Source organism: Rickettsia montanensis str. OSU 85-930 (genome assembly GCF_000284175.1).
Lineage (GTDB): Bacteria > Pseudomonadota > Alphaproteobacteria > Rickettsiales > Rickettsiaceae > Rickettsia > Rickettsia rickettsii.
This window is the reverse complement of record NC_017043.1, coordinates 86,798-112,511: the sequence shown is the minus strand read 5'-3', so window position 1 is coordinate 112,511 and position 25,714 is coordinate 86,798. Positions and strand designations below refer to the sequence as shown.

Genomic DNA, 25,714 nt, shown 5'->3' with positions numbered 1-25,714 from the left:
TTAGGCTGTATTTTTGCTGTATATCTCCAAAAGTTTTTGAGCTTCATCATCCGCAATTAAAGCTTCAACAAACTCATCTAATTGTCCGTTTTTAACTACTTCGTCTATCTTATGAAGTGTTAAGTTTATTCTATGGTCGGATACTCTTCCCTGTGGGAAATTATAAGTACGTATCCGCTCCGAACGATCTCCCGAACCTACCTGCCCTCTTCTGCTATCGGCTCTTTCTTGTTCCTTTTTACGTCGTTCTTCTTCATAAATTCTAGCACGTAGAATTTTTAACGCCTTTGCTTTATTTTTATGCTGTGACTTCTCATCTTGCAATGCTACGGTAATACCGGTAGGGATATGAGTTATACGTACGGCAGAATCGGTAGTATTAACGTGCTGTCCACCAGCCCCTGAAGCTCTATAAGTATCGATTCTTAAGTCTTTATCTTCAATTTTAATATCAACCTCTTCAGCCTCAGGAAGTACTGCAACCGTTGCTGCCGAAGTATGAATACGTCCTTGTGATTCCGTTTCCGGTACTCTCTGTACTCTATGAACGCCTGACTCAAATTTGAGCTTAGAGAACACATCTTTGCCTTTTATTGACGCTGATGCTTCTTTATAACCGCCTATTCCCGTATCGGAAATTGCTAATATCTCAAAACGCCATCCTTTTAACTCAGCATATCTTTGATACATATTAAAAAGTACGGCAGCAAAAAGTGCAGCTTCTTCTCCGCCGCTTCCTGCTCTAACTTCAATAATAGCACTTTTACTATCCGCATCATCTTTCGGTAATAAAGCAATTTTTACGGCTCTTTCAAGTTTTGGTAACGAATTTTCAAGAGTGTGTATTTCGTCTTTAATCATTTCTAAAGTGGCATTATCAAGTCCCACTTCTAGCTTAAAATTATTTGCTTCTTCAAGGTCAGATTTAGCCTTATTATATTTTTTAATTTTTGCTACAACATCTTCAAGTTCTGCATATTCTTTAGATGCCTTAACAAACGCGTCTCCCATAATGCCGGAAGATAGTTTGTTGCCTAAATTTTCGTATTTATCTAAAATTTTTGCTAAATTATCTGAAAAACGCATGTTATTTTATTGTGATTTGTTTATGGATGAAATTTCAACGTTATTGCGAGAAGAAACTGAAAGTTTCGACGAAGCAATCTCAGAGATTGCCACGCAGCCTATGGCTGCTCGCAATGACGACTTATATCAACATCAAAGCGGGACGCTCTATAAACTTTTTAAATGCTCCCAAGAACTCAGCACCGACTGCTCCGTCTACTACTCGGTGATCGGCAGAAAGAGTTACGTCCATAATTGTTGCTATAGTTATTTGATCATGCTTGACTATAGCACGTTTTGCACTAGCTCCGACGCCCATTATACAACTTTGCGGTGGGTTAATTATAGCATTGAAATTCTTAATACCGTACATACCGAGGTTAGAAATGGTAAACCCTCCGCCCTGAAATTCTTCAGGGGTTAATTTATTATCTTTTGCTTTCTTTATTAATTCTTTCATTTCACGAGATAGTTCTAGAATATTTTTTTGATTGGCATTTTTAACTATTGGCGTGATAAGCCCGTTCTCAATCGCTACCGCTACTGAAATATCGACATTATTGTAATATCTAATTGCATCTTCTCCCCAGCTAGCATTGGCATTTGGCACTTCTTGTAAAGCTTTGGCTACTGCTAAAATAATAAAATCATTAACCGATATCCTTGTTGATTTATCTTCAGAAAAAGATTTATTAATGTCTTCTCTTATATCTAACAATTTATCGACATTACATTCTATAGATAAATAAAAATGTGGAACTGTTTGTTTAGATTCAAGCAGACGCTTGGCTATAATCTTGCGGACATTATTATTTGGTACTAAACGATATTCTTCAGGATTTCTGCTAACTATTTTATTATGAGCAGTGCTAGAAGTATATGATAAGATATCTTGTTTGACTATTCTACCGTGCGGGCCGCTACCTTTCACGCTCTCAAATCTAATATTTCCCATTTTTGCAAGTCTTTTTGCAAGCGGTGAGGCGAATATTTTACTAGCATCATGTTTTATAACTGTTACCTGTTCTTCTACATTAGCTATATCCTCGTAGGGTTTCGGAAGATTAGCATCTGTTTTCGGTGACGGTGATACACTATTATTTTTTGCAATAAACGCATCAATGTCCGTTTTTTCTTCCCCCTCTTCACTTAACACGGCAATTAAAGAGTTAACAGGTACATTTTGACTATTTTGTGGGATAACTATTTTGGCAAGTATACCTTCGTCTACTGCCTCTACTTCCATCGTTGCTTTATCGGTTTCAATTTCAGCAATTACTTCTCCAGGATTAACTTTGTCCCCTTCTTTTTTTAACCACCTAGCTAGATTTCCTTCCGTCATAGTTGGAGATAAAGCAGGCATTAAAATTTTAATCGGCATAACTTATTTAGATTTGATTTTTTATTGTTGTTATTACACGTCATTGCGAGGAGAGGCAAAGCCTCGACGCGGCAACCTCATGAAACAGTAAAATTCCTGAGATTGTCACACTCTCTACGTTCGCGCGTAATGACGATTTGAGTAGCTATTGCACCTTAATATCAGGGCTAACGATCATTATCATCTGCTTACCTTCCATTTTAGCATGCTGATCGATTTTAACGAGTCCTTCGAGCCCTACTTCTATACGTTTAAATAGTTCTTGACCGACCTCTTTATGAAGAATCTCTCGTCCCTTAAACCATAAAGAAATTTTTACTTTATCTCCGTCTTTTAAAAATTCTTTTATTTTTCTTAGCTTAGTTTCAAAATCACCTATACTAATATTAGGTTTAAATTTCATTTCTTTAAGTACGACGATTTTTTGCTTTTTGCGTGCTTCATGCAAACGTTTTTTGCTTTCGTACTTAAACTTACCAAAATCTAGAATTTTACAGACAGGGGGTACAGCATTCGGTGATATCTCGACTAAGTCAAGACCGGCTCTTTCCGCCATATCTAATGCTTCTCTAATATTTACGACGCCGTGCATTTCGCCGTTTCCGCCTATTAAACGAACTTCTCTAGCTCTGATTTCTCTATTAGCCTTAGGAAAATTATTTTTAGAAATAAAATTTCTCCGTATTATGTTTATAAATAAATATATATTGCATTTAACTTATTTTATTTAAAATTACAAGTAAATAAAATATTTTATCTTTAATTTTATTTAGAAAGCTTTTAAAAAAATTGAAACTACAAGGCAAATTCCAAATATTAATAAACAGATTCGTGTTAATTTAGCGACTCTTGCCTGTATTTTCAAGTTTTTTAGGTCTATAGCATGCTTATGAGCTTGTTCTTTTTGTGCCATATGCATTAATTCCTGTAAAGTACCGGGATAAATACTCTCATACTCACTGATTAAATCAATTGGCGGTAATATATGTTCAAATTTTTTACGGTAAAAATTATTATCAGGTTCGTTTACACTAAAAGTCTTAGCATAACCTTTATTTAATCTATTATTTTTGTTAAAAAAACGTTTAGTCTCTTTCATATTTCTTTTTTATTTTTTGAAATGTATATGATATATTACTTTCAACTATTTTAAAATAATCAATTAATTGCGTTTCTTTTTTTTGCTGTTGTTTGGAGCTTTTCATATTTATTATATTCTTTAGCTCTGCATATACTAGTTTTATAAAACTTTGTTTCATTGATTATACTAAATTTATAAAATCTGTTTTTGGCATTAGCGGTTTGTCCCTAAAATTTATAGCATTATTAAATTTATTGCAACAGGTTATAAAATTTTTATCACATCCGGCAGTAATTTTTACTTCCTCGGCATCTTTAACATAATCCGGTATAATATCCTCTAATATAATCAAATCACCGAAATTGCTTAGAACTTTACTGTTAAAACAATTTTCGCTGAATATAATTTGACCGCCGTTATAATAGCCGTTTTCTTTATCTAAATCTAGTATTTTTAAACTTTCCTTGAGCATTTCTTTAACCTTATATATGCCACTATATAAACTTTATCTATTTTACATTGACTATCTCCGAAAATTGCTCTACATGTTTTGCCATATCGATTAATTATAGTCTGATTATATTTTACCGTTTCGGGTTTTAAATGTATTTTAAAGTTTAAATCGTATTTTGTATATAAAGTGCAATAATATGTAACGAAATGCTCAAAAACCTTGTCAGTATGTATTATTATTTTAACAATAGCATTATTTAAGTCCATTGTCGTCGTAATGCTGTTTTCCTCAAAAATACCTTCAATGATTATATATGGTTTTGTGCGGAATCGTTAAATTCCGCTTCTTTTAAATCTAAACCGGAATTCGGTAAAAACACTCTCTCTTCACTTTTTATAGCATGATCGTTATTTGTTAAGTGTAATTCCTCACCGCTCGCTCGCTCAATTTGAAAACAATAAACAAAATTCGTAAGCTTTGTAATTACCTCTTCAATCGCAATACTCATATAATCCCTCCACTAACTCTATGTTGGATAACGCTATAGAACCGTCATTACAAAGCTATCTATACTAAATCTAACTGCTACGTCAAAAGTAAAATCAGCAGTTAAAATTACATCTTGACCTAAGGGACTTGGTAAGGTCACTATACCATCGTTGTAATCTACAATGCCCATAGTTCTTACATTATTAATATATAGAATTACACTATTATTAACCGGTTTAGTGATAACTCGTTCGTAAGGAGCAATAGGATCGCTATATATCTTCCTTAGCTGAAATTTATTTAAATTACCGTCCCCTTTAGCAATAACTTCGTTAATGCCTCTATAATCTGCATAATTCCTAAATCTCAAAGCAAAATTACTTCCACGTCTTGCTTTAAAAAAGCTATTAAATTGCTCAAATTCCGTACTGCTTAACCTTGCATTTTTGATTAAATATTTCTGACAGTCATAGTTGCGATCTAAATGTCTTGCTTCTCTACCGGATTTAGTTATAGCGTGAGAAGTAGACAATTCCGGCTTCCCAACTGCAAAACTTTCAATAAATTCCGGCATGCGTATATCGTGAAAATTCATAAGATACCTGAGCTGTTAATTAAAAAGGATAAGATCATTTTTAATTAAAGAGCGAAAATCTTCATTCATATCTATATTCCATCTTTTTATATCTATATGTATTGATATATCAGATTCGTCTAGTGCTTCCCTAATTTCAAGCAAAACTTCATAATTAATATCAAATACAAAGATCAAGATCGGAGAATTTTTTTGCATTACCTTTAATCCTTGAACCTTAGGCATAAAATTTATAAGGATATTTCCCAAGTATAGAACGTAATATTAACAAATCTTGCTTTTCAATCTGAACCACTATATTTCTCCAAATTATTTATAAGCTCATTTAAAGCATCAGAAAAATCATCAAAAATACTAATTACTAGTTCTAAATTTTTTTCATTATAAGTATGAACCGTAATGTTACGAATCTCTATAAATTTAAACCATATTCTAGGGTCGGAAATCAACCCGCTAACCGCTGCTTCCCGAAATACATCCTTTAAAATATAAGGTGTTTTGCCGGATTTTTCACAAAAGCGTTTCATTGTTTTCCAAGCTAGTTCATAACAAAATTCAAAAGATTGGATACTGCCGGCTTTATTCTGCTCAGTATGTATCTAAATGTTTACGAAACTCTTTGAATTTCTTCCTTGATTTTAATAGACTACTTATATCTAGCCCTGCGATTAAATGCATTTTATACTCCTATTTTTTGCTTTAATAATGCCTGATAATTCATTACCAGTTTTGTACTGACTAAGTCTTGGCTAGTTTGAAATTCTATTTTATTTGTTTTTATACCAGCAACATTTTCAAATGAGTGATGTTCTATTTTATCGCTTATTTTACTAGCAAGGCTTAGAGCAATATTACGGTTTTTATCATTAGTAAAAATACATATTTCAAATTCCAGTTGCATTATATTTTGTACATTAGTAGATATATTATTAACATTCAATATATTAACAAGTAAGAACGGACATTTTGCATCCTGAACAACAGAAAAATATATTTTATTAATTTTAGTTTTGATTTCATTATCGTTTATAAGTAATTTATACAAACTTAGCTGCAAATTATAGATAAAATCATGATACATATATTTCCAACGCTATTATATTTAAAAATTTACTCTTTTCTTCAACGTTAATAATTCGTTTAATTTCAAATTCCCGTTCTTTAAATAAAATACGCATTTTAGTAGTGATATTTTTAATAAATCTTATTTTAAATAAAAAATATCCTTCTGTTATTATACGTCCTAAGATTATATTTTCTAGAGCAAGGAATTTACTATCACATAGTGGTTTAATTTCGGCATAGCTTGTTAATTTCTCTACCCATCTATCCTCTTCCATTTCTTCTCCTGCGATATTTTTTAAAAATTTAACTTGATGCTGAAAATTTTTAACGACTGTTTTTGTCATTTTATTACCTTTTAAATTAAGTAAGATGTCATCCTAGCTCACTTGTAGGCGTTGCCTGCATGGATCGTTTATGTCATTTCCGCGAAGGCGGGAATTCAGTGACATAATAAAAAGGTATAAATATATTGAATTTTTAATATTAAAAGCTCGATTTATCTCGCTTTACCATGGATTCCCGCCTTCGCAGGAATGACATACAAGTATATCTAATTAATACCCCACTCTTAATAGCTTCTTGGTTCACCACATCATCACCTCCTACTCTCTTTACGGCATAAAACTTTACAAAAGGCTTTTCAGTGTAAGGATCACGTATAATATTAATACCGCTTCTATCTACTATTTTATAACCTGCTTTAAAGTCACCTATCGCTATAGCATTGCCCTTTTTATCTATAGGAGGCATAGCGGAGCTACAAACTACCAGTACTCCAAATATAGTTTGTTTAAAGGAATCGGATGGTGAAGACTGCCAAATAAAACGTCCTTGGTGATCTTTAAGCTTCTGAATTTCGGATAAAGTAATACGATTCATGAGCAAAGTTGCATTCACTAAATATTCTTCTTTAAGGGAGTTTATAAAATCAAGCAGCCCATCGGCGGTAATTTTATTATCCATCTTAATCTTCTCGATTTTATCATGGTCAGGTGATAAAATATCTCTAGGTTTTTTATACCGTCACCATTGATAAACGCATTATTTTCCATTTTAACGACACTATCACGCAATCTTTCACCGAACCAATTTTCAACTCTAATAGTCGTATCCTCAAGTAATGCCTGGCTAGCTTTAGACTGTGCATATAGTTCATGAACAAAAATACGCTGCTGCTTTAACTTCGTTGCCGGAGTCTCTTCTCGAGCTTCTACTTCCCCAATCTAGCCACTGCTAAATTTGCCATCCTCGCTTATTATATCAAGTGCATTCGTAGAAATTGTTTCAATCGAAGCTAACTGCCTCATTGGTGATCTAGCATTTATTTCGGTGATGATACTGTTATATAAAGTCTGTAATATTAAAACGCCCCCTGCTTCCGTACTACTATTTATTTAGAGATGACTTGTGCATAAGCCCATTATCTTCGCCTTTACGTACGTAATTAATAAACGAGTTTTTTTGTTCCTGATTTTCTATATTAATACTATTTGATCTTTCTAAAATATTTTGCATATTATATAGCTTTGCCTCTAACTCATTGATTTTATCTTGATATTCTACATCTTGACTTTTAGTAATATATAAAATTTTAGCACTTTGATTAGCTGGAAAAGTAACAATGCTTATCTCTAAAAGCTCTGCTTCAGTAATGACTCTTTGCCTTGCATCATTATAAAAGTAATAGTAATAGCGAGACTATCTAACTGCTTTTCTAAACACTTAGTATTAGTAATCATTCTTAAAGAAATATTTTGGCATGATTTATATCCAAGTTTTTGACCTATTAAAATAATATAATGACCAAAAACTAAATCTGGTAAAGTATCGTAAATAGCACCGCTATAATAAAGCCGCGATAGAGGCAATATTGCCTCTTCTTCACCAAGTAGCATAGCACAGGTCAAATTTTCTACTGCCGACTCAAACAATAGATTAACTGCTTTTTTAGTATAAAAAGGCCATTTATCGTGAAAAACAAAAAACATTTCTTGTTGTCTTAAACCTGCCTTAAGCACGGTGATAGATAAAAGATTTTATTGTTTTTTATAGAATTAAACATTTTTTAACGAAGCAATTATTATTTTTTTCTGTATCTTCGCCTAACCCAAGAATCTCTATTTATTGTGCGGTATTTAATTCTGTCTGTTGTAAGGTGATAGGTGGTGGAGGTTCTTTATTATCAGCATTATTATATTTTGTTGGTTCATTTACTTTAGAAAGCAGCATTAACATGCTTAAACTATCATTTTTTTTAGGCTTATCTAATGGTCCACTTAATTCTAACGATGTATCAGGTTGCGTTAATAGCTCCGGAGTATTAGATATATTGTGTGACGTGTTATCGATAATACTGAATATGTCTTTTATTTCAGTATCTTTTATACATTCAATAATAGCAGATTCAGCTTCCTTTTTTATTGCATCGGTTATTTCTGATTTATATTTTGACTTGGAGCTTATAATAACTCTAGTACATTTTACAGCCAAAACTTTAAGCCCTTCAGACATTTTTATAATCCAAAACCATACAATTTTGATCACCGCATTTTTTCCCTATTGAAAGAATAAAATCTCCCTTAATAATATCTTTTTTAATTGACCAGCCGTTATAATAAAATTGAGATAAATAGTAAGCTGCCTCCCCTTGTCCGCAAGAGAATGTTTCTTTTAATTTTTTGATGTAATTCACATATAAATATAATGTTTTCGTTCTTAGGTGTCATTTCTAATGTATTAGTTTCTGATCTAATAAGTAGCCGGTTGATGTCTGTTAGATATTGATCTCGTGCTGCTGTAAACATTGCATCAGAAGTTAATTTTTTATCTTGGTTATTTATCATTATTTTTATCCCTTTATTTTTTTAATATATAGTGCAGTGTGTTGCGCCTGTTAGCCCGTAATCATCATTCTTAACATACTCTCTATATTCTTCTATTGGTTTTGAAGTTATAGATTGAGATTGGGCGTTAGTAGGCTTTATTATTGCTTCTTTACATTCGAAAACACTTTCATCGGTAATTAAATGTTACTCAGTGGGTAAAGTGCCATTAAAATCTGTTATAATTGATTTTAAATTAGAAAGAATTAAGTATTCAGGAACGGGAATTTTACGCCATTCTCCCTGTACTGCATTCATATATCCATTTTTTATTATAACTAGCTCTTTAAGTTCAGAGTAAGCAGATATCCCAAAATCTTTTAAACATACAGAATTTGTTAACTTGCTATGATGTAAAGATTTTCCTATATTAATTACAATTTTTATTAAATTAATTAGTTGTTCATTATTAATTCCAAGGTGATTTCCATTTTTATAAAATTCTGATAAATATGCACAAGCATCATTACTTCCTAAAAACATAGCACATTGAAAATATAATATGGTATCTACAAATTTTTCTTGTCGCTTAGAAATCTCTTCTTCCAGTAAAGCATCTTGATAAGATTTTTTAACTTTTTCATATAAATATTCAGGAGTTAGTTGTATAAATTTTTGAGCTGAAATAGGATTTGCTTTCATAATCCATATCCCTATAACACATAAATTATATTCTGAGGTTATTATTTTATCTCATCTTCGTCTATAGTTATTGAGGATACAAGCCCTGAATAGTCTATTGTTACAAATATACGGAGGCTATCAAGAGTGAGATTAAAATTTTCAATAATTTCATCCTCGTTAATTGCGAAAGGATCTTCACTATTTTGCTGTTGACATATTTCAATAGTTTTTACGTGAGTAACAACACTTGGTTTGAGAAATTTTTCATTAATATTTACTGACAATAAGGAGGTATTTATACATTTTTCATGCTTAAGTTCTCTTCCGACTAAGACCATAATATCTCTAAATTGTGTTATATTTATATTTTGAAGTCCATAATTAAGCATTTTTTTATTACTTCGTCATATAATTCTACTAAACTTTCACATGCGTTATTATTACCCGTAAATTTTTATAAAAATTTTGCATTAATGTAAGAATGTTATTAGAAGAAAGTTTTTTAAATTCGTTTAATTGCTCATATGTATTTGTTAAAAACGCTTGAGACAGATAACTTGGGTCGGGCATATATTTATCACCTTGTTAAATTGGAGCTTAAGTATAAGTTAACAAAAATTAAATCTAAAATTTAAATTTAGTAATATTTTTGCTAAAAAAAAGTTCGGCAGTGGAAAAAGAGATTATTTTTTTGGAAGGCAGTTGCAATATTATTCTGCCGGTATTATCGATATCTTTAAAAAGACCGGTTACTATATCATTTTGATATTTAACGCTAATATTTTCATATAACTTATAAGCATGTTCTAACCATTTTTTTCTAATAAAAGGAAAACCGTTATTATGCCAAATTTGATAATATTCTTCAAAATTTTCTATTAATATCTCAAGTAAAGCTTGCGGTTCTATAGGTGGTAGATTTTCGCTTATTAAGCTAGTAGTAGGCTGGTCGATATTATCAGGGTGATAGGTAATATTAATGCCGATACCGATAATAAGGTAATAATTATTTTCTACTTTAACAGATTCAAGAAGTATACCGGCAATTTTCCGACCGTTAATTAATACATCATTGGGCCATTTTAGTTGTATAGTGTTATTTTCGTTCTCTATGTCATTCCCGCTTTTGCGGGAATGACATAGAAAACTATGGGAGTGACATAAAGAGGTTATACTATCATAAACACTAAGTGCCGTAACAAAAGATAATTGCGGCAATAATTCTAGCTCCTTATCAGGCTTTATTAGTAAACTTACATGTAAGTTACCTGACCTAGACTGCCAGTTTTTGCCGCTTCTACCACGTCCGTTAGTTTGAGATTTGGCAAGTACTGCATAGTTTGAATCAACTTTAGCATTCTGAGCCATTCTCATAGCCTCAGAGTTTGTACTGTCTAGCTTGTCAAAAACAATTAGTTTAAATTTACCGATATTCATTTTTTTTAGTAGCCGTCATTGCGAGGAAAGGCGAGCTTTGTTGCATGGCTCGAAAAACCCGCTCGATGTCATTCCCGCTTTCGTGGGAATGACATAAAAACACCTAACTCACCCCCACTGACATGACTTGTAGCTACACTATGTTTTCTTTGAATTTTTGGTGCCTCGCTTTTACTCTTAGTTATAAAGCTTTCTAAATCTTGTTTAGTAAATTTAAACTTAGCAATATTTTCATCAAAGGTTTTAGTTTTATCAAATCTTACATCTTTATTTTTATCTATTCCAAGTACCTCAATGAAACTATCTTTTATTTTACTTGAAGCAGCAGTATCGTTTAAGGTATACAACAAAGCGTTCAATGAGTTTGTATTGGCTTTTAGTGTATTATTACGACTAGTTGCAGCAACAACTACATATTCTTTAAGCTTTTCATTTAATTCTTTTTCGTTTAATGCTCCGGCTTTACAAAATGATAATAACATCTTTGCTTTATCATCATGATTTTCAATAACTCTTTCTTGCCATTTAGAAGTATTATTTTCTTTTGACGGAATAAACATTTCTAATAATTTAGTGCCAAATGTTTTATGTAGATTTTTATTATCATAAACTTCATAAACATTTAGTAGAAATTTTTGATGGTCAAATATTTTATCTGCTTCTTTGCCAAGGTCATGATTATTCAAATGTTCTCTAGTTTGACAATATCCTTTAATATGCAAATAATCAGAATATTTTTGTGCATCTTTGAAATCCAAAGTATCTATTCCGGCAGTATCTAAAACAACAGTGTTTAAAGCATTTTCACGTAACTGCTCATTAGTTGCTCTTAGGGTTTCAGTATATTTAAATTTTCCTCCTACTTTTGCAAGCATCTTAAATAATATATCAGCTAAAAACTTTACGATATCACTTGGGCTTTCGAATTTTTTTGCACTATATATGGCAATATTTGCATCAGCTTCCATACCCGTACCAAAAGCCATAGCTAAAGTTCTACCTTGCTTTTTAGCTAAGGTAATCTCCTCCATATTATCAGTTACTGCTTTTGTATCAAATTCCGGTTCATTGCCTTTAAAATATTTTGTCGGTATATTATCTCTATATCCACCATCGACATATTTTTTACCGTCAATTTCTACCGGCTTAAAAACAAGCGGTATAGAGGCAGAAGCACGGCAAGCTAAAGCAATTTCAACATTTGGCGTATCAAAGCTATTGAAAATAGTTAGTTCACTTGTCTCTCGTTGAGTTGCCGTAATTACTAAATCCTTATACTGCACTGGATCGTATTTTCGCAGTAACGCTATATCCTTAAAATATATTTTACCGTCTTTTTGGTTGTATCTTGCTCTTAATTCATCAAGAGCTTTATCATCTTTAACATTTACTATATCTGATCTCTGTAAAAAATTTCCTATATTTTCTTTAATAACAAGTTCTAATAGAGCATATAAAGGTTTACCGTCTTTATTTAACTGTACTATACCCGCAGAAAATCCTTTTTTTCCAAGTAAAGTTTGCAGATTTGTATTTTTAGAAATTTCTTCAAATCGCTCAGGCGGTGTCCCAAGAGCTACCACTGTGGCAGTTATAGCACCAGCGGAAGAACCTGCTACCGCCTTGACATTATCTAAAATACCAGCTTTTTTTACTGCCTCATAAGCTCCGGAATATATTGCTCCCTTAGCTCCTCCTCCACTAAAAGCTATATATTCGATAGGAGCTTTCTGTGCTTGCTCTAACTCCTGCAATGTTTTTGTTTGATTGCTAGAAAATTGTTGAATTTTTTTTAGGTCTTTTAACTCCTCTAATATATCAGATTGCTCATTAACTACAGGAGTTTTTGACTCTTGCTTCAGATTATTAATAATAGGATGTTTTCTTACCTTTATATCAGCCATAGTTTTATTTTATTAAGTTATCTTCTACAAACTTCCAGTTAATCATGTGCTCAATAAACATGTCAACATAATCAGGTCGTTTGTTACGATAATCAATATAATAAGCGTGTTCCCATACATCACATGCAAGAAGCGGCTTCATACCGTTTGCTATAGGTATATCGGCATTAGCAGTTTTTATAATTTGTAACCTATTATCGTGATATACAAGCCATGCCCAGCCGCTACCGAACTGCCCTACTGCCTCTTGCTTAAACTGTTCGCAAAACTCTTCAAAACTACCGAAATCTTTATTAATTTGTTCTAATATTTTACCGCTTGGCTTACCTCCGCCCTGCGGCTTTATTGAATGCCAAAAAAAGGTATGATTCCATATTTGGGCTGCGTTATTAAAAATAGCCGCATTTGAGTTTTGTGATGACCATTCTATTATTTCTTCTAAATCTTTTTTTTGTAATTCTTCTTTATCTTTGAGTAAATTGTTTAGCTTTTGTACATAAGCATTATGATGCTTACCATGATGATAATCAAAAGTCTCAAGAGTAAAATATGGTTTAAAACTTTCTTTCTCATAAGGTAAATCAGGTAAGATAAAAGGATATGAGGTTTGATTAGATTTGTTGCAATAGGTCATGTTATTTTCTCCTATGTTGGTTTTTATATATTTATAGCGAGAATCAATACGTCATTGCGAGGAAAAATTGAAAATTTTGACGCAGCAACAATCTCAGGAGTCCTACTTGTATGAGATTGCCACGCTCCTTGCAGTTGCTCGCAATGACGATTTAGTATCCACGCAGGAATGACATCATAGTAACCTATGAAAGTCGGAAGCTAAATAAAGCGATCCGGTTATTATAATATTTGCTTTATTATCGCCGTTTATCTTCTTTATATCACTAATCGCTTCTTCGAGTGAATCGCTTTCGCTAAAATCAATACCACTCTTTCTGCCTTCCAAATTTATTGTTTCTGCACTATGGCTTAGCGGTTCGGATAAAACTTTAACGCCGTAACCTTTAATTGTCAAACCCTTAAAGTAAGAGCAAAATTCCTCGATATTTCTATTTTTAGTCATACCGAGTATTAAATATATAGATGATTTTAAATTATCACGCATCCAATTTGCCAAAACTTGAGCTCCGCTATTATTGTGAGCTGCGTCTATCCAAATTTGAACATTATCACCTATTAATTTAGAATATTTTTTCGGTTCTATTTTTTCGATTCTAGCAGGCCAAATAGTATTTTGTAATCCTTTAGCAATAACCTCATTATTAATATTAAATTGTTTGTTAATAAGGCTTATTAAGGCAATAACGCTTGCAGCATTTATTAATTGATGATCACCAGGCAGCGAAGGAGTCGGAAACTCATAGGTAAAATTTCGTGATGAATAAATAAATCCGTTGTCCGTCTTTTTAATATCGAAATCATATTCATAACAGAAACTTGGTACTTCTAACTCTTCAGCCTTTGCAAATAATGTTTCATAAACTTCCAAAGCTTGCATACTTATAACGCAAGGAACGCAAGACTTCATAATACCAGCTTTCTCAACTGCTATTAGGGGTAATGTATTACCCAGCATATGCATATGATCATATGAAATAGGTGTAATTAAAGTAATTAACGGTCGTTCTACTATATTTGTTGCGTCTAACCGACCGCCTAGTCCCGTTTCTAAAATTAATATATCGGCTTTTGTTTTCTCAAATGCTAGAAACGCTGCTGCCGTAGTACCCTCAAAGAAGCTAGGTTCAATATTAAATTTTTCGCTTGCTACCCTCACCTGCTCACAAACCTGCCATAATTCATTATCTGAGATTTGCTCACCTGCTACTACGATTCGTTCATTAAATTCTAATAAATGAGGAGATGTATAGCAATGTACCTTATAACCGGCAAGCGTAAAGATGCTTTTAAGCATAGCACTGCTTGAACCTTTACCGTTTGTACCTGCTATATGTATGACGGGAGGAAGCCTTAAATGAGAGTTACCTAAGGCTCTTAAAAGTCTTGCTATATTTTCAAGATCATATTTAATGTTATTTTTCCAGGTCGGCACCGGAAAATGCGGCATTAGCATTGTTATTGATTTTTTTCATGAATGATAGAGTTATACCATATTTGTTGTCAACTTAAAGATCGATGCCATTTCTGCAAAGGTGGTGTTTTTGCATGGCTCGCAAAACCTACTCGATGTCATTCCCGCGCAAGCGGGAATCCAGGGTAAAGCGAGATAAATCGAGCTTTTAAAAAGCTTAAAAGTAGCGGATTCCCGCTTGCGCGGGAATGACATCGAAACTTTAGATCAACTGTTTTTAGGTAATACTGAAGTTCATCGAGTTTTTGGTTTTACTGCATTGATAAGTCCAATTAATAATACTGATTTAATTATTCCCGGTATTATAAAAGGTAATACGCCGCCGTAAAATGCACCGCCTGCTCCTAAGAGTGTAGAGAGCCACATCCAGCCTAAACTCATAATAATTATATTACCGATCAAACATAAAGATATCTGATTTAACCATTTATTAGAAGTAAAAATTTTATCTTTTAAGCTAGCCATAACATATGCGGCAATTACAAAACCTGCTAGATATCCTCCGGTAGGACCGAATAATATTCGTAAACCGCTTGAAAATTCTCCGAACACAGGGATTCCCATTGCTCCAAGAGTTATGAAAGATAATATTGTTAAAGGTGCGGTAGTCTTATTATATGTAAGTCCGATGAATATCACTGCAACGGTTTGCAATGAAATAAATATAGGCTTTATAGGTATTACTATTTGTGAACAAATAGTAAGTAATGCCACTCCTAAAACTATTTCTATTGCTTGCCTTGTGGTTAACGGTAGTGAGATTGAATTAAGTTGCATAAAATTACCGCATGATTTATTTTTAAGTAATTACACTAAATAGAATTATATAATGTCCTTGTCAAGAATATAAAAATGAAAATAAAAATTTATAATGATCTAGGAGTTTCAAAAGAAAGTATTAAGCATTGCGTGCATACCTTAAGACTTTATGCTCCAAAGTATAACGTAGATTATATTACTGCACAAGAAATTATAGACGAAAAGTGGGTTCAAAACACCTTATTACTTATTTTACTCGGTGGAAGAGATTTGTACTATGTACAAAAATTGCAAGGCAAAGGAAATGCTAATATAAAGAATTATATTAAAAACGGTGGTAATTTTCTTGGGATATGTGCAGGTAGTTACTACAGCGGTAACTATATAGAATTCGCTAAAGGAACAAATATAGAGATTATAAGTAAAAGAGAATTAAAGATTTTCAATGGAACGGTTAGAGGACCATTGCTTGCTCCTTATTATTACAACTCACATAAAGGAGCAAGAGCCGCTTATCTAAAAATAAATCCAACACTTAATTTAAATATTAAGGATTGTTATGCTTTTTATAATGGCGGTGGATATTTTATTGATGCAGAAAATACCAAAGATACTGAAATAATAGCAAGTTATGAGGATTCTCAGGCTGCAATAATAAAATGTACTTACGGCGACGGGACAGCTATTTTAAGTGGAGTGCATCTTGAATATGAGCCTGCACTCATAAAAAATCAATCCCTTAATAATATTCGTAAAATACTAAAAGCTCATGATACGGAAAGAATCAAATTATTAAATTATATATTAGACTTCTGCGGAAACTCGCTATAGAGAGGAATTTGTAGGAAACACGCAGCACAGCACCGCAGCGTACATAGAAGTACGTGAGGATGCGAGCAGCGAATTGACGCACAAATTACCTCTAGAAGTAGAGTTTCCGCAGAAGTCTATTCAAAAATCTAAATCTGTATAATAGTTTGGAGGGGTAAAGCCAGGGATTCTATCTTGTAGTAACAACCTAAAAGCCGGTCTTGATTTAATTAGTGAATACCAATGTTTAATAAGCGTCCATTTATCCCAATAAATCTCACCGAAATAATCAAGTACCGATAAGTGACAACTTGCGGCAATATCGGCAATAGTTAGTGAATCCGATACAAGATAACTTCTTTTTTCTAGTAAAGAAGTTATATATTCTAAGTGATAATTTAAATTATTTTTTGCAGCACGTAAAAACTCGGTTCGTGGGCTGCTCATTTTAGCAATTGATCTTATAACTTTTTCATCGATAATAATCTTAGTAACTTCACGATAAAATTTATCGTTAAACCAAAAGAATAATCGTCTAATTTCGCAACAAATATCAATATCTTCATCTAAAAAATTAAAATTCGGATATTTGCTATTAAGATATTCAACAAAAGGATAAATACCTACCACAAATAAGCCGTATGATTCTGCTAAAATAGGTAAAGTTCCGGCAGGATTTATTTTTAAGAAATCTTTATTGAATTGCCAATAATCTTCTTTAATCGTAGTAAATTCTATATCTAATTCTTTTAAGAAGACACGGGCTTGTCTTGCAAGAGGACAAATAGGATAATGATATAACTTTTTCATTAAATTGTGTTACAGTCCTAGTCATGCCGCGACTTGATCGCAGGATCTATCAATATTTAATATTTATTAAGCTGTTTTCTAAGCTCCCGCGATCAAGTCGCGGGATGACAATAAGGTCTATAAGCCGGATTCTGTATGAATATAAATTCATTGCAGTTATTTATCTAGGATAAACGTTACCGTTTACCTCAAGCGATCTACCCGCATTACAAGCCGGCTAGAGATAATCCGGGAACTTGATAAGTTCTGTAACGCCTATTTGATCTTGCTCTTGGTGGGGTTTACCATGCGTAATTTGTTACCAACTTACCGGTACGCTCTTACCGTACCTTTTCACCCTTACCAAAAATACTCGATCAATTTCAAAAATTGGCTGCGTCATTCCACAAGTACTACGGTACTCACGTATTAAGTATACACTCCGTTCCTCGTCTTGTGAACTCCTAGCTCTTTTTGAAGTTGATCTTCGTATTCATACTTGGCGGTGTATTTTCTGTGGTACTGTCCCTAAAGTAATAATACTCTGCCGGAGGTTAACCGGCACCATACCTCTATAGAGTCCGGACTTTCCTCGTGATCTATAGCTTTGCTATATCATCACGCAACTGCACGACCATTTAGGATTATGGTCAATTTTCTTAAATTAGTCAACAACATTTAGAATAAGTTCAATTAACTTATTAGGTTCTGTGAAGGTTTCTAATTGATTTGCTATTTTGAGATATTTTTTAGCGAAAATTAATAAGATTTTTTTTGAAAATTTGACTTTTGTACACAGAATATAATTAAATTAGTAAGTATAATAACAAATTTATTAAAAAATTTAAAATTTCAACTATTTCATTAAAGATATTCTTAATTTAACGTTGCTACTATTTTTTTCATACTGTATAAATATGTATTTAATGCTCCTAAACACATAAATTGTTAGCAAATTTTGATATATGATATGAAAAAATTAATTTATTATTTTGGCAGTAATGGTAGTGATGGAAACGCTAGCATGAAAAATATACTTGGTAACAAAGGTGCCGGTCTTGCCGAAATGTCCAACCTAAAACTACCTATTCCTGATGGTTTTACAATAACTACAGAGCTATGTAATTACTTTTATACCCACAATAATAACTTTCCTAAAAACTTTCAAAACGACTTAAAAAAAGCTATCACCGAACTTGAAATAACTACCGGTAAAATTTTCGGCAGTACAAGTAATCCTTTGTTATTATCGGTGCGTTCGGGCTCTACGATTTCAATGCCTGGAATGATGGATACTATCCTTAATCTTGGAATGAATAACGAAGTGTGTAATGCGCTTGCGGATTCCTGCGGTGATAAACGATTTGCTCTTGATAGTTACAAAAGATTTTTAGAAATGTACGGTTCAACAGTATTATCTATACCTAGTGATCTATTTGAACAAATTTACGAAAAGCACAAGATGCAAGCCGATATTCATAAAGATAGCGATATTACCGTAGAATTATTAGAAAAAATTATTGATGATTTCAAACGGTTGCATATTAAGTATACTAAGCAGCTAATTAATGATCCTTATGAACAGTTAGAATCGGCAATTAAAGTAGTGCTACATTCTTGGATGAGTAATAGAGCGGTTATATATAGAAAAATCAATAATATTTCGGAGGATTTCGGTACGGCTATTAATATCCAAGCAATGGTTTTCGGTAATTTAGGTAAAACTTCAGCTACGGGAGTTGCTTTTACTAGATCACCTTCTACAGGAGAAAAAAAGCTCTTTGGAGAGTTTTTAATAAATGCTCAAGGTGAAGACATAGTATCGGGAACTAGAACACCTATGCCTATTATTGCAAATGATTCAAATTCTATGCAAGCAATGATGCCGGAAGTGTTTAAGGAGTTATCACAAATTGCGCAAAAGCTTGAAGAACATTACTTAGATATGCAGGATATAGAATTCACTATAGAAAATAATAAGCTATATATTTTGCAAACACGTACTGCAAAAAGAACAGCCATCGCTGCTATTAATATTGCCGTACAAATGGTAGAAGAAAAGCTTATTTCTAAAGAACAAGCCTTAATGCGAATCGATCCAGAATCATTAAATCAATTATTACATACAAGAATTGATTACAGTAAGGGGTTTACTTCTATTGCTGAGGGGCTCCCTGCTTCTCCTGGAGCTGCAACAGGTATTGCAGTATTTTCACCTTATGATGCCGAAAAATTATCTCATCATCATAAAGTAATTTTAGTACGCCATGATACTAGTCCTGAGGATATTAACGGAATGCATGTTTCTTCAGGTATTTTAACTATTAGAGGGGGAATGACTTCACATGCCGCAGTTGTGGCAAGAGGTATGGGGAAGCCTTGTGTTTGCGGGATAAGTAATTTATCTATAGATGAGAAAAAGCAAATATTAACAGCAGGCGACATAGTTATTAAACAAGGTGATATTATAACGATTGACGGAGGTAGCGGTAAAATCTTCTTAGGTGAAATGCCGTTAATTCAACCTACTTTCAGTGAGGAATCAAAATTAATTTTAGATTGGGCAGACGAGATTAGTAGCTTAAAAGTTCGTGCAAATGCTGAAACAGTTAACGATGCTTTAGTATCTATAAAATTTGGAGCTCAAGGTATAGGTTTGTGTCGTAGCGAACACATGTTTTTTGATAAAAATAAAATTCCTTTAGTAAGAGAAATGATTATTGCTCCTGATATAGAACGGAGAAAGCTTGCCGTGCAGAAATTATTACCTCTGCAAACTGAGGATTTTAAAGCTTTATTCAGAGTAATGAAAGATAAACCGATAAATATTAGATTACTTGATCCGCCGTTACATGAGTTTTTACCTACCACCGAAGAAGATAAAAAGAATTTGGCCAATAGCTTAAATCTACCTTTATCCATGATTAATCAACGTCTTCATGCTATGCATGAAGTAAATCCTATGCTCGGTCACCGTGGATGTAGACTTGGTATATGTTCGCCGGAAATTTACCAAATGCAAATTGAAGCAATTTTTACAGCTATTTTTGAGTTACATAAAAAAGAACATATAGAATGTAACTTAGAATTAATGATTCCTTTAATTAGCAATGTAGGTGAAATAAAAAAGCTTAAAATGGATATTTATGCGGTAATAGAGGAATTAGAACAACGTTATAGATATAAGTTTTCCTTTACGCTCGGTACTATGATAGAACTACCCAGGGCAGCACTCGGCAGTAAGAAAGTAGCTAAGGAAGTTGACTATTTTAGTTTTGGTACTAATGATTTAACTCAGACTACATATGGAATTTCTAGAGATGATATTGCCTCTTTTCTTCCATATTATTTAGAAGAAAAGATTTTTGAATCCGATCCATTTACTACTCTCGATGAAGAAGGAGTAGGAGAATTAATTGAAATTGCTATAAAACGCGGAAAAAGCAGTAATGCTAATTTGAAACTCGGAGCTTGCGGAGAACATGCAGGGAACCCTGCCTCTATAGAATTTTTTCATAGAATGAATTTAAACTATGTTTCTTGTTCTCCATACCGTATTCCTATAGCAAGAATCGCCGCAGCACAAGCTAAAATTAAACACGGGTGATAAAGGCGTTGTTGCGAGCGGGTATTGATACCTATAGTACCGGACATTTTCGTTCTATGTCATTCCCGTGTGGCCTTGTTGTGTGAATCAATTTCACCTCTGTCATCCCGTGGCTTGACCACGGGATCCAGTTAAAAATACTAAAATTATTAGTATTTTTTATTGTTTTTTGGACCCCGTGGTCAAGCCACGGGGTAACACAGTGGGTTTACCGATCCACGCAATGACCAAAAAATTATTTACAAATTAATATGATCATAATACCGATATTAAGCATTTTTGGGTTTTCGTCTTTTTTTGCCAAATATTTCAAAACAAAATTGACTTTCGCTATTCCCGTAACAATCAGCATATTAGTACCGATTTTATATTGTTTTGCTATGTTAAAGCTATTACCGGCTGCAACATATATATGTTATTTCATCGGTATATTTTTAGCTTTCATGTCATTCCTGCATTTCATAGGCGTTATTGTAGGGGTTGGCTCCGCTCCTGTCATCCCGCAACTTGATCGCGGGGTCCAGTTAAAAATGTTTAGTATTTTTAAGTTATATTTTTGGATACCGTGGTCAAGCCACGGTATGACACCGCACACATTTCTTGATCTACGCAATAATACCTCCTTCATGTCATTTCTGTGGAAGCAGGAATCTAGAAAAAATATAATTGAAATCATTGTATTTACTTTATTGATTCTTTTGTTTTTTCTTTATACCAGAGATGCATTGCTGCATGCTTATGATGATTTCTCACATTGGGGAATATTTACTAAAGAATTATTATATTTCGGTGTTTTTGAAAATCAGTCTTCGTTAACTTCCATTATTACTACTCATGCCCATTATCCAAGGGGAGCTGCCGTTTATCATTATTTTATGCTGCTACTTTCAGGTTATTCGGACGGTAACGTATTATTTGCTCATTTCTTATTACATTTAGCATTTCTAGCTCCTTTAGCCGCAAATAAGAAATTGTGGCAAACCGGAATGTTGTTTTCACTTTTACTTTGCGGCGTAGTATTATATACGACCGGAATTCGTTCAATATATAACGATAGTACTATTGGCTTAATGTTCGGAGCTATTTTTGCAATTTATATCCTTGCGGAAGACAAGAAAAAAGCATTATTGCTTATTTTACCTATTACGATATTACTTGCCTCTTTCCGAGAAATTGGAACATGGCTTGCTAGTTTTGCTTCGATAATTCTTATAGCTCATTATACAATTTTTTATAAAAAGCCTAAAAAATCAAGTGATTATATTACGTATCTGATTTTACTTACTTTACCTATTTTGTGTAATTTTATTTGGATGAGTTATTTTAAAAATACCCATGATTTTTTTGACAGATGCGAACATAGTTTTAGCAATTTAGTATATATTGCTGAAAATTTTAATGAACAGCATAGATCATTATTACTAAATTACGGTAAATTTCTCTTGTTATTCTTATTAAAAGAAGGAAGTTTGGTTGTATATACTATTTGTATAGCTGCATGGTACGGAATTCGTAAATATAAACCGGATTTGAAAGAATATAAATTTTTCCTGATAAGTACGTTTGCGTGTTTTATAATTTTTGCTTTGTGGCGGTTATATTTATATTTCTTTAACTTTAGTTATGAAGAGGCAATTAGAGGAGCATCGTTACTTAGATATCTTGGATGTTATGTTATAGCTATCGGAATGATTGCAGCTTCGTATGTTAAAAATAGTATTTTCTTACACAAGCAAAGTAATAAAGAGTTATTTATATTCCTTCTGCTTCTTGCTGTTTCTACGTTTTCCGTAGTAAAAAATATACTAAGAATCAAACACTTAAACTTAGAACAAAAGAATTTTATCCAGCAAACAACAGAAGTTAAAAAGCTATTGGAGCAAGGCAATAAAATTGAATTTAACTTTAGCGGTAAGAAAGATAATTTACAATGTTATATATTAAATTATAATCTAGTACCGTATTTAGGTAAGAAATCCTTACAAGAATGCATAAAAGCTCCTAAAGAAGCGATTATAGAAACGAAGGAAGAAGCGGTATACGCTCCTTTTAAATAGCGTTGAGGATTTGTTGCACAGCTCCTATGTCATTCCTGTGTGGCCTTGTTGTGTAGATATTACCCCATCATTGCGAGCAGTCGTAGTACTTGCGTGGCAATCTCATAAAATAATAACAGACTTCTGAGATTGCTTCGTCAATTGCTATGCAATTTCCGTAGCTCAGACGGGAAAGCTGATTCACGCAACAACATCACGCGAGAATAACATAAAACCAATATAGATTTTAACAATTATGGATATAAAATATAATTTAGCTGCCGCTTACCGAATAATGGCGTATTTATCGCTGGATGATCATACTTATACGCATCTATCCGCAAGACCTAAAAATGCCGATTTTTACTATATTTATCCTTTTGGACTAGTATTTGAAGAAGTAACTACAGAGAATCTTTTAAAAGTTAGTTTAGACGGACAAATTTTAGAAGGGGAAGAATATCAATATAATAAAACCGGTTACTTTATTCATGGTAGTATTTATAAAACACGCCCTGATATTTCTGCCATTTTTCATTATCATACTCCTGCAGCTATTGCCGTTTCTGCTTTAAAATGCGGGCTTTTACCGATCAGTCAATGGGCATTACATTTTTACGACAAAATATCATATCATAATTATAATTCTCTAGTACTAGATGCCGACAAACAGAGTAGTAGACTTGTTACTGACCTTAAACAGAATTATGTGATGTTACTTCGTAATCACGGTGCTATTACCTGCGGCAAAACTATTCATGAAGCTATGTTTTATACTTACCATTTAGAACAAGCTTGTAAAACGCAATGCCTACTAAATTCTACAAAAGAACAAGAGCTTATAATCCCTTCCGTAGAAATATGTAAGCAGACGGTAAAAGACTTATTATCGTTTGAAGAAGATTTAGGCAAACGTGACTGGGCAGCTTGGCTACGACTTGTGAAGGTGTGATCACAATACTACGACCCCAGCGGCTTTACTTGCTTGTTTTAAGGATTTATCAAGTGTTGCTATTGGTAACCCACAGCGTAATGCTAGCTCTAAATAGCTAGCATCATAAAGTGTTAATCCATATTGTACGGCTAAATCCATTGTCTCAAACCATATATGTTCCAGTGTTATTTGATCAATTTTGATGTAAAGATCCTTTAAAGTATAAATTGCTTGGTGACGTTGATTTGCAGTAAGACGTTTTGCACGCTCTGCACATAATAATACATTTCCAATCTCAAGACCCCAAATAGCAGGGACAATTGCTCCTTCTGTTATGGTTTTATCTAGTATATCCAAGCTTGCTACTTCATTAGGCATAAGCCATGATAAAGTGATTGAAGAATCTAAAACAAAAGAGACCATTTTACTTCTTACCCTCATTTTTGTAATTTAGCCATACTTCTAAATCCGATGGTTGTAAATTAATTTCTTTTGCAAGTTTTCGAAGTCTAAGAGCTGCAATCTTTGCTATTTCAATATTATTATGAGAATCAATAGGAACAATTTTTGCAGCAGCTTTCCCTCTTTTAGTAATTAAAATTTCTTCACCTTTACTAGCTCGGTCTAATAATTTAGAAAAATGGGTTTTAGCATCAAAGGCTGTAATTGTGTTTTTCATATAATTAACTAGTTAATTAACTAGTCAGTTATAACATATTTTAAATTTAAATGTCAAAAACTTTAATAGACATCTTTCCAAACGCTTATAGAGAGGAATTTAAAGGAGACACGGAAGCACTTGTCACCGCAGCTTACACACTAGTACGTGAGGATACGAGTCTAGGCTCGATGTATAAATTACCTCTAGAAGCGAAGTTTGAGAAAATGTCTAATGCCTACAACCGCTACCGTGAATATGTGGAGGATGGAGTTTTATATGCTTTAGCATCTTTTTAAGTAGTGTATCACGCTTAAGTTTTGATAAATAATCTAAGAAAGTCTTGCCGTTTAAATAATCTATTTCATGCTGAATTACAGTTGCTAAAAAGCCTTCTGCTGCTAGTTCTTGCTTATTACCGTTATAATCAAGATATTTTACCTTGATTGCTTTTGATCGTGTAATAGATGCTTCAATACCTGGAAACGATAAAGAACCCTCAATAAAAGTTTGTTTTTCTTCCGAAAAATAAGTTATGTCCGGATTAATAAAAACTATAGGCGATGATTTATTATTTTCATGTAGGTCAACTACTGCTATACGCTTTAATATTCCTACCATATTAGCACCCAAGCCCACTGCCCTTTCTATATGTAAATTCTTAAGCATTTTATCGACAATAGTACGAATATTATCATCAACAATGTCTATATATTCTGCTTGTTTTTTAAAAATATCGTTTGGTGCATAAACTATTTGATAGTAAGGTTTATCTTGATTCATTAATATACTCCGATAAATGAAGAGTTATTTTGGCATTGCTAAATAAAGATAGATATCGTTATTGCGAGCGAGCATTGTTGCTTAGACCGGTTTTCCCGTCATTGCGAGGAAATTACAAAGTAATTGACGAAGCAATCCAGTAAAAAATTCTAATTTACAGAATTTTTTTAATTATTTTCTAGATTGCCACGCAGCCTATGGCTGCTCACAATGATGACTCAGTGTCCATGCAACAACGCCTCCTTGCAATGGTG

General features: G+C 33.0%; 28 protein-coding genes, 1 other RNA gene and 7 pseudogenes. 5 read left to right on the top strand and 31 right to left on the bottom strand.

Annotated features, from left to right (window positions below; genetic code table 11):
• From prfA to MCI_RS00480, 24 genes and pseudogenes are all read right to left on the bottom strand, one after another.
• On the bottom strand, nt 1-1,086 hold the full coding sequence (gene prfA, locus MCI_RS00590; protein WP_014409235.1) for a peptide chain release factor 1: 1,086 nt from the start codon (nt 1,084-1,086) through the stop codon (nt 1-3).
• A gap of 121 nt (nt 1,087-1,207) precedes the next feature.
• Nucleotides 1,208-2,446 (bottom strand): pyruvate dehydrogenase complex dihydrolipoamide acetyltransferase, encoded by a 1,239-nt coding sequence (locus MCI_RS00585; RefSeq protein ID WP_014409234.1) that lies wholly within the window; start codon nt 2,444-2,446, stop codon nt 1,208-1,210.
• Between the two features lie 145 nt (nt 2,447-2,591).
• On the bottom strand, nt 2,592-3,152 hold the full coding sequence (gene infC, locus MCI_RS00580) for a translation initiation factor IF-3 (RefSeq protein WP_083837055.1): 561 nt from the start codon (nt 3,150-3,152) through the stop codon (nt 2,592-2,594).
• Between the two features lie 63 nt (nt 3,153-3,215).
• Nucleotides 3,216-3,545, bottom strand: a complete 330-nt coding sequence (locus MCI_RS00575; RefSeq protein WP_014409233.1) for a DUF2335 domain-containing protein — start codon at nt 3,543-3,545, stop codon at nt 3,216-3,218.
• A complete protein-coding gene (locus MCI_RS08760) occupies nt 3,532-3,705 on the bottom strand; it encodes a hypothetical protein (RefSeq protein ID WP_014409232.1) in 174 nt (57 codons plus the stop codon). The genes MCI_RS00575 and MCI_RS08760 overlap by 14 nt, the downstream gene beginning before the upstream one ends.
• Before the next feature lie 3 nt (nt 3,706-3,708).
• On the bottom strand, nt 3,709-3,999 hold the full coding sequence (locus tag MCI_RS00570) for a phage BR0599 family protein (RefSeq protein ID WP_041404087.1): 291 nt from the start codon (nt 3,997-3,999) through the stop codon (nt 3,709-3,711).
• Between the two features lie 263 nt (nt 4,000-4,262).
• Nucleotides 4,263-4,489 (bottom strand): annotated as a pseudogene (locus MCI_RS00560) (hypothetical protein); the annotation flags it as partial.
• A pseudogene (locus MCI_RS00555) lies at nt 4,473-5,065 on the bottom strand (TIGR02217 family protein). The pseudogenes MCI_RS00560 and MCI_RS00555, both read right to left, overlap by 17 nt.
• Before the next feature lie 15 nt (nt 5,066-5,080).
• Nucleotides 5,081-5,263, bottom strand: coding sequence for a hypothetical protein (locus MCI_RS00550; RefSeq protein ID WP_232202672.1), 183 nt, complete (start codon nt 5,261-5,263; stop codon nt 5,081-5,083).
• An 83-nt stretch (nt 5,264-5,346) separates the two neighbouring features.
• The gene (locus MCI_RS00545; protein ID WP_232202738.1) at nt 5,347-5,634 is read right to left on the bottom strand and encodes an HI0074 family nucleotidyltransferase substrate-binding subunit; all 288 of its coding nucleotides are present in this window, start codon (nt 5,632-5,634) and stop codon (nt 5,347-5,349) included.
• A 110-nt stretch (nt 5,635-5,744) separates the two neighbouring features.
• Nucleotides 5,745-6,146, bottom strand: coding sequence for a hypothetical protein (locus tag MCI_RS00540; RefSeq protein WP_014409225.1), 402 nt, complete (start codon nt 6,144-6,146; stop codon nt 5,745-5,747).
• Nucleotides 6,136-6,474 carry a phage head closure protein gene (locus MCI_RS00535; protein WP_014409224.1) on the bottom strand — a complete coding sequence of 113 codons (339 nt, stop codon included), beginning with the start codon at nt 6,472-6,474 and terminating at the stop codon, nt 6,136-6,138. The genes MCI_RS00540 and MCI_RS00535 overlap by 11 nt, the downstream gene beginning before the upstream one ends.
• Nucleotides 6,475-6,751: 277 nt before the next feature.
• Nucleotides 6,752-7,093: pseudogene (locus MCI_RS10195) on the bottom strand (phage major capsid protein); the annotation flags it as partial.
• Nucleotides 7,051-7,464: pseudogene (locus MCI_RS10190) on the bottom strand (phage major capsid protein). The pseudogenes MCI_RS10190 and MCI_RS10195, both read right to left, overlap by 43 nt.
• 52 nt (nt 7,465-7,516) lie before the next feature.
• A complete protein-coding gene (locus tag MCI_RS10185; protein ID WP_269479126.1) occupies nt 7,517-7,645 on the bottom strand; it encodes a hypothetical protein in 129 nt (42 codons plus the stop codon).
• A gap of 116 nt (nt 7,646-7,761) precedes the next feature.
• Nucleotides 7,762-8,148, bottom strand: a complete 387-nt coding sequence (locus tag MCI_RS08250) for a hypothetical protein (protein WP_014409223.1) — start codon at nt 8,146-8,148, stop codon at nt 7,762-7,764.
• Nucleotides 8,149-8,251: 103 nt separating this feature from the next.
• Nucleotides 8,252-8,674 carry a hypothetical protein gene (locus tag MCI_RS09265; protein WP_232202671.1) on the bottom strand — a complete coding sequence of 141 codons (423 nt, stop codon included), beginning with the start codon at nt 8,672-8,674 and terminating at the stop codon, nt 8,252-8,254.
• A 485-nt stretch (nt 8,675-9,159) separates the two neighbouring features.
• On the bottom strand, nt 9,160-9,654 hold the full coding sequence (locus MCI_RS09260) for a hypothetical protein (RefSeq protein ID WP_014409219.1): 495 nt from the start codon (nt 9,652-9,654) through the stop codon (nt 9,160-9,162).
• Between the two features lie 41 nt (nt 9,655-9,695).
• Nucleotides 9,696-10,025 (bottom strand): hypothetical protein, encoded by a 330-nt coding sequence (locus MCI_RS00505; RefSeq protein ID WP_014409218.1) that lies wholly within the window; start codon nt 10,023-10,025, stop codon nt 9,696-9,698.
• 235 nt (nt 10,026-10,260) lie between these two features.
• Entirely contained in the window at nt 10,261-11,073 is an 813-nt protein-coding gene (locus MCI_RS00500; RefSeq protein WP_014409217.1) for a biotin--[acetyl-CoA-carboxylase] ligase, read from the bottom strand.
• Nucleotides 11,074-11,141: 68 nt separating this feature from the next.
• Nucleotides 11,142-12,977 carry a patatin-like phospholipase family protein gene (locus MCI_RS00495; protein ID WP_014409216.1) on the bottom strand — a complete coding sequence of 612 codons (1,836 nt, stop codon included), beginning with the start codon at nt 12,975-12,977 and terminating at the stop codon, nt 11,142-11,144.
• 4 nt (nt 12,978-12,981) lie between these two features.
• Complete coding sequence (locus tag MCI_RS00490; RefSeq protein ID WP_014409215.1) at nt 12,982-13,611, bottom strand: superoxide dismutase; 630 nt, start codon at nt 13,609-13,611, stop codon at nt 12,982-12,984.
• A gap of 174 nt (nt 13,612-13,785) precedes the next feature.
• Nucleotides 13,786-15,066 carry a folylpolyglutamate synthase/dihydrofolate synthase family protein gene (locus tag MCI_RS00485; RefSeq protein ID WP_014409214.1) on the bottom strand — a complete coding sequence of 427 codons (1,281 nt, stop codon included), beginning with the start codon at nt 15,064-15,066 and terminating at the stop codon, nt 13,786-13,788.
• 252 nt (nt 15,067-15,318) lie between these two features.
• Nucleotides 15,319-15,861 carry a biotin transporter BioY gene (locus tag MCI_RS00480; RefSeq protein WP_014409213.1) on the bottom strand — a complete coding sequence of 181 codons (543 nt, stop codon included), beginning with the start codon at nt 15,859-15,861 and terminating at the stop codon, nt 15,319-15,321.
• Nucleotides 15,862-15,936: 75 nt separating this feature from the next.
• Between MCI_RS00480 and MCI_RS00475 the strand changes: the two are divergent.
• Together MCI_RS00475 and MCI_RS07115 are read left to right on the top strand one after the other, a co-directional pair.
• Nucleotides 15,937-16,688 (top strand): annotated as a pseudogene (locus MCI_RS00475) (BPL-N domain-containing protein).
• Nucleotides 16,670-16,807, top strand: a pseudogene (locus tag MCI_RS07115) (palindromic element RPE1 domain-containing protein); the annotation flags it as partial. The pseudogenes MCI_RS00475 and MCI_RS07115, both read left to right, overlap by 19 nt.
• On the opposite strand, the gene MCI_RS00470 reads toward MCI_RS07115, so the two are convergent.
• Together MCI_RS00470 and rnpB are read right to left on the bottom strand one after the other, a co-directional pair.
• Nucleotides 16,795-17,463, bottom strand: coding sequence for a glutathione S-transferase family protein (locus tag MCI_RS00470; RefSeq protein ID WP_014409212.1), 669 nt, complete (start codon nt 17,461-17,463; stop codon nt 16,795-16,797). The pseudogene MCI_RS07115 and the gene MCI_RS00470 sit on opposite strands and share 13 nt — an antisense overlap.
• A 104-nt stretch (nt 17,464-17,567) precedes the next feature.
• Nucleotides 17,568-18,084: RNase P RNA component class A (rnpB, locus tag MCI_RS07055), an RNA gene on the bottom strand.
• A gap of 328 nt (nt 18,085-18,412) precedes the next feature.
• Here rnpB and ppdK point away from each other — a divergent pair.
• Nucleotides 18,413-21,049, top strand: a complete 2,637-nt coding sequence (gene ppdK / locus MCI_RS00465) for a pyruvate, phosphate dikinase (RefSeq protein ID WP_014409211.1) — start codon at nt 18,413-18,415, stop codon at nt 21,047-21,049.
• A 235-nt stretch (nt 21,050-21,284) separates the two neighbouring features.
• Here ppdK and MCI_RS10420 read toward each other — a convergent pair whose 3' ends face one another.
• On the bottom strand, nt 21,285-21,401 hold the full coding sequence (locus MCI_RS10420) for a hypothetical protein (protein ID WP_014408648.1): 117 nt from the start codon (nt 21,399-21,401) through the stop codon (nt 21,285-21,287).
• Nucleotides 21,402-21,429: 28 nt separating this feature from the next.
• On the opposite strand from MCI_RS10420, the gene MCI_RS00460 reads away from it, so the two are divergent.
• Nucleotides 21,430-23,106, top strand: coding sequence for a hypothetical protein (locus tag MCI_RS00460; protein WP_332248932.1), 1,677 nt, complete (start codon nt 21,430-21,432; stop codon nt 23,104-23,106).
• Nucleotides 23,107-23,341: 235 nt separating this feature from the next.
• Nucleotides 23,342-24,037: a class II aldolase/adducin family protein gene (locus MCI_RS00455; protein ID WP_014409209.1), complete on the top strand. Its 696-nt coding sequence runs from the start codon at nt 23,342-23,344 to the stop codon at nt 24,035-24,037.
• Here MCI_RS00455 and MCI_RS00450 read toward each other — a convergent pair whose 3' ends face one another.
• The 4 genes and pseudogenes from MCI_RS00450 to MCI_RS10415 all read right to left on the bottom strand — a co-directional run.
• Nucleotides 24,038-24,442, bottom strand: a complete 405-nt coding sequence (locus tag MCI_RS00450) for a type II toxin-antitoxin system VapC family toxin (protein ID WP_041404085.1) — start codon at nt 24,440-24,442, stop codon at nt 24,038-24,040.
• A 1-nt stretch (nt 24,443) separates the two neighbouring features.
• A complete protein-coding gene (locus MCI_RS00445) occupies nt 24,444-24,698 on the bottom strand; it encodes a type II toxin-antitoxin system Phd/YefM family antitoxin (RefSeq protein ID WP_014409207.1) in 255 nt (84 codons plus the stop codon).
• A 210-nt stretch (nt 24,699-24,908) separates the two neighbouring features.
• On the bottom strand, nt 24,909-25,460 hold the full coding sequence (gene def, locus MCI_RS00440) for a peptide deformylase (protein ID WP_014409205.1): 552 nt from the start codon (nt 25,458-25,460) through the stop codon (nt 24,909-24,911).
• 88 nt (nt 25,461-25,548) lie between these two features.
• A pseudogene (locus MCI_RS10415) lies at nt 25,549-25,682 on the bottom strand (lytic transglycosylase domain-containing protein); the annotation flags it as partial.
• Nucleotides 25,683-25,714 lie beyond the last annotated feature (32 nt).